Raw genomic sequence first — 4,345 nt, forward strand, 5'->3', positions numbered from 1 at the left:
CAGAGACACCAGGGTCTCCACGGTCGGCTCCTCGCCGTCCACCTGGTTCGGATGCACACCGACCGAGACGGCGACCTGCGCGAAGGGATCGACCAAGCGTCGCATGTCCGGATAGTGCTCCAGATCGATCGAGACGCAGAGCATGTGCGTGACGCCCGCATCGGCGGTCGCCTGCATGAGCCCGGAGAAGTCGCCCTCGTAGCGGCGAAGATCCACGCGATCGAGGTGACAATGGGAATCGACGAGCATTCACTCTCCTACAGGGTTTGGCCTACCCGGTTTGGCCTACATCGTGTGTGTCGGGCGATCCGAGTTGAGCGCACCGACGAGATAATCCTCGATCTTGCGACGCGCCATACCCTTGTCCTGTTCACTGAATTGCACGCCGACCCCGATCGCACGACTGCCCTCGGCACCCGGCGGGGTGACCCAGACCACCTTTCCCGCAACCGGGATGCGGTCGGTCTCCTCCATCAACTGCAGCAGGAGAAAGATCTCGTCGCCGAGCTGGTAGCGTTTCGTCGTCGGGATGAAGAGCCCGCCGTTCTTCACGAAGGGCATGAAGGCAGCATAGAGCGCAGCCTTGTCTTTGATCGCGAAGCTGAGGATACGCTGCTGTCCCGCGAGGGACCCGGTGGACGCGCCAGGTATCGCCATGGGTCAAGATCTCCTGAGGGGTTGCCCCGCGCCGACGCGGAGCCATTCGATCGACAAGGATTCCAACACCAGTTGTGGGTTTGCCCTGGTTTCCACCAGGGCACGGGCACGCAGGACGCGTTGCAGAAGCCGATGCAGCGCGGCCGGCTCGAGCCGCCGAGCGAGCGCGCGCAGGGCTTCGCGTTGATCCGGATTATCGAGCCGGACCGGCTGCTCGCTTGCGGCCAGACGCACCAGATCGACCAGCCATCCGGCCAACCAATCCAAGCATAGCCGTGGGCCGAGGCCGTTCCAAGCCGATGCCTCCATGAGCGGGTCGCGCTCGCCGCGGGCGATCGCGAGAAACCCGGCGATCCGCTCGCGGCGCTGCTCGAGCCGCGCGTCGTCGAGCTCGTCCAACGCACGCAGCGGTCCGCCATGCGCCAGGCAGAGGCGCAATGCAGCGGTCTCATCCGGGATCCGTCCGGATAGCCACGCCAGGGCATCCGTCGTGGACGGCGTCGGGATACGGATCTGCCCGCAGCGGCTGCGGATGGTCGCGGGTAGACGGCCGGGCTGCTCCGTCACCAGGACGATGAGCGCAGCACCGGGCGGCTCCTCGAGTGTCTTGAGCAGCGCGTTGGCCGCGGCGGCGTTGAGATGATCCGCCGGGTCGACGAGGGTGACCTTCCATGCGGCCCGGCTCGGGGTCAGCGCACCACGCTCCACGAGCGCGCGAATTGCCGCCACCGGGATTTCCTCGGATTTCGCCTCGGGATCCGGGCCGACACGCAACAGATCGGGATGACTCTCGGCGGCGATCAGGGCGCAATCCGCACAGCGTCCGCAGGCGAGTCCGTCCGCCATCGGCGCATCGCACAGCATCGAGCGGGCCAGCAGCTCGACGAGATGGCGCTTGCCGATGCCGCGTGGACCGCTAAACAAGAGGCCATGCGCGAGTCGCCCGTCGCGGCGCGCCTGATCCAAGCGCACCCAATCCTCCGCCAGCCAGGGCAAAGGTGCATCGAATGCGAGCGGTTGCGGGCCGGTCACACCGCGGCTCCGGACGCTTCGGCGGTCGCGCCCCGACGGGTCTCGACGAGGGCACGCAACGCTTGCCCCGCCTGCTCGCCGACGACGCTCAAGGGTGCAGCCGCATCGATCAGACGGTAGCGCTCGGGGCTCGCGCGGGCCCGCTCGAGATAGACAGCTCGCACCGCAACGAAGAAGTGCAGGGTCTCCGACTCGAATCGATCGGCGGCCCCGCGACCGCGTGCGCGCGCGAGCCCGAGCGCCGGCTCGAGATCGAACAGGAGGGTCAGATCCGGGCGCAAGTCGCCCTGAACCAGCGTCTCGAGCACCGCAATGCGCTCCGGATTCAACCCGCGCCCGCCCCCTTGGTAGGCATAGGTCGCGTCGGTAAAGCGATCGCAAAGCACCCAGGCGCCGGACTCCAGTGCGGGACGGATCGTCTTGGCGAGATGCTCGGCGCGTGCCGCGAACATGAGGAGCAGCTCGGCGGTGTCGTCCATCCCGGTGTTGGCCGAATCGAGCAGCAGGACACGGATCCGCTCGGCGATCGGCGAGCCTCAGGGCTCGCGCGTCGTCACGACCGCGATCCCCAGCGAGGACAGGAGCGCCGAGAGACGGGCGATGTGTGTGGACTTCCCCGCACCCTCGATGCCTTCCAGGGTGATGAAGCAGCCTCGCGCCGGTTTCGGATTGATCGCGGTCGCAAGGCTCATGGCTCACCCAGGATATAGCGCCGAACGGCTTGGTTGTGCGCATCGAGCGTGGCGGAGAAGACATGTGTGCCGTCGCCGCGCGAGACGAAATAGAGGCTGTCGCCGTCCGCGGGGTTGAGGACCGCATGGATGGCTGCGCGGCCGGGCAAGGCTATGGGCGTCGGCGGCAGGCCGTCGATCACATAGGTGTTGTAGGCGGTGGCCTCGCGCAGATCGGCGCGCCCGATCCGACCCTCGTAACGCTCGCCCATGCCGTAGATCACGGTCGGATCGGTTTGCAGGCGCATCCCTTTACGCAGTCGGCGCACGAAGACACCCGCGATCTCCGGGCGCTCGTGCGCCGCGCCCGTCTCCTTCTCGACGATCGAGGCGAGGATCAGGGCCTCGTATGGGCTCTCGATCGGCAGCCCCTCGCGACGTCCCGCCCACTCCTCGCCGAGGACCTCCTCCATGCGATCGAAGGCACGCTGCAGGACCGACAGGCGCGGCGTGTCGCGCGGGAAGCGGTAGGTGTCCGGGAAAAGGCGCCCTTCCGGGTGCTCGCCGGGACGGCCGAGCTTGGCCATCAGATCCTCGTCGGACAGAGTCGACAGCTCACCGCTGAAGCGATCCTGTGCCTCGATCGCCGCGACCGCCTGCCGAAAGGTCCAGCCCTCGACCAGGGTGACGGCATGCTGCACGACCTGGCCCGAGGTGATACGCGCCAAGACATCGACCGGGGTCATCCCGGCGGTCAACTCGAACTCGCCCGCCTTGATCCGAGCCTGATCGCCTTGCCGGTAGGCCAAGGCGATGAAGTAATAGGGGTGTTTCAGAATGCCCTCGTCGGTCATCCGACGTGCCAATCCACGCAGCGAGGTCCCGCGCGGGATATCGAGGATGGCACTCTCCTCGGGCAAGGGCACCGGCGTCTTGATGAAGGTGCCGTAGTCGAGCCAGAGACCGGTGCCGATCGCACCTGCGGCGAGCATCAAAACAAATAAGACGCGTGCAATCATGGATCCGGCCATTCCGATGTATGCGCCGTTCGACGGACGGCGCTCAAGAGATCAAGCGGCAGACGGTCGGGGTCGAGCACCCGATCTGCAAGACGGGAAACCGGCCAGACGCCGATACGCGCGTTCGTGAGGAAGAGCCCGACCGCCTCATCGATCATCCTTCGGGTGACCGGTCTCTCGACACAGGCGATGCCGGCCCGCGAGGCTGCTTCGATTGCGACCGCACGCACCGTTCCGGCAAGGCCGCTCCGCGTCACCGACGGGGTGACGATCGCGGCACCGTCCCATACAAATAGATTCGTCATCGTCCCGCCCACGACGGAACCGGCATCGTCGCACATCAGACCCTCGGCGATCGTCGGGTCATCCCATTCACGCCGCGCAAGCACCGCGTCCAAGCGGTTGAGATGTTTGATCCCGGCCAAATGCGGATTTACGGATGCGGGGGTTTCGCAAAATCGAACCGCGACACCGCCGTCCACACAGGAATCGGCACTCGCGGACGAGGCATAAGACAGCAGGATACGCCGGGGGTGCGGAGAGACGGGTGGTCGATAACCGCGACCGCCGACACCGCGGGTGACGATCAGCTTCAAGAGGCCGTGATCGAGCTCGGTGCCGATCCGGACGGCCTCGTCGCGTAAGATCGATGGAGACGGTCTCGGAAGCCCCAGCCGATCGGCGCCGAGCGCGAGACGCGCCATATGGTGGTCCCACAGACAGGGCCTGCCGTCGCGGATCAGAATGGTCTCGAATAGACCGTCGCCGTAATGCAGTCCACGATCTCCGACGGAAATCCGGTCCTGCTCGATCCCATCCACCAGGACACGCCGAATCCCTGCACCCGCGACGCTATCGTCGTCCGACGGACCGGCAATCGGAGACGAAGGCGACAAGCCGACCAAGCGACGTCGACCCCGTCCCCGACGGCAACCCTAAAGCCGACGAAAGGCCAGGGTGCCGTTG

Annotated in this window: 5 protein-coding genes and 1 pseudogene; all 6 read right to left on the reverse strand. The window is 66.4% G+C overall.

The annotated features are described in order from the left end of the window. Positions 1–249 (reverse strand): TatD family hydrolase (locus VLR48_RS01195; protein WP_325290028.1); only part of this gene is annotated, 249 nt, incomplete at its 3' end. A 36-nt stretch (positions 250–285) separates the two neighbouring features. Next, positions 286–657, reverse strand: coding sequence for a PilZ domain-containing protein (locus VLR48_RS01200; RefSeq protein ID WP_325290029.1), 372 nt, complete (start codon positions 655–657; stop codon positions 286–288). A gap of 3 nt (positions 658–660) precedes the next feature. Next, complete coding sequence (holB, locus tag VLR48_RS01205) at positions 661–1,689, reverse strand: DNA polymerase III subunit delta' (protein WP_325290030.1); 1,029 nt, start codon at positions 1,687–1,689, stop codon at positions 661–663. Then, a pseudogene (tmk, locus tag VLR48_RS01210) lies at positions 1,686–2,381 on the reverse strand (dTMP kinase). The gene holB and the pseudogene tmk overlap by 4 nt, the downstream one beginning before the upstream one ends. Beyond that, entirely contained in the window at positions 2,378–3,379 is a 1,002-nt protein-coding gene (mltG, locus tag VLR48_RS01215; RefSeq protein ID WP_325290031.1) for an endolytic transglycosylase MltG, read from the reverse strand. Before mltG ends, tmk begins: the two are co-directional and overlap by 4 nt. Continuing rightward, on the reverse strand, positions 3,376–4,200 hold the full coding sequence (gene pabC / locus VLR48_RS01220) for an aminodeoxychorismate lyase (protein ID WP_325290032.1): 825 nt from the start codon (positions 4,198–4,200) through the stop codon (positions 3,376–3,378). Before pabC ends, mltG begins: the two co-directional genes overlap by 4 nt. Positions 4,201–4,345: the final 145 nt, after the last annotated feature.

It is taken from the genome of Thiocapsa sp., assembly GCF_035467215.1.
Classification (GTDB): domain Bacteria; phylum Pseudomonadota; class Gammaproteobacteria; order Chromatiales; family Chromatiaceae; genus Thiocapsa.

What these genes read in the sequence shown, in the direction of transcription:
- mltG (WP_325290031.1), bottom strand. Translation starts at nt 3,379, where the DNA reads ATGATTGCACGCGTCTTATTTGTTTTGATGCTCGCCGCAGGTGCGATC.
- VLR48_RS01200 (WP_325290029.1), bottom strand. Translation starts at nt 657, where the DNA reads ATGGCGATACCTGGCGCGTCCACCGGGTCCCTCGCGGGACAGCAGCGT.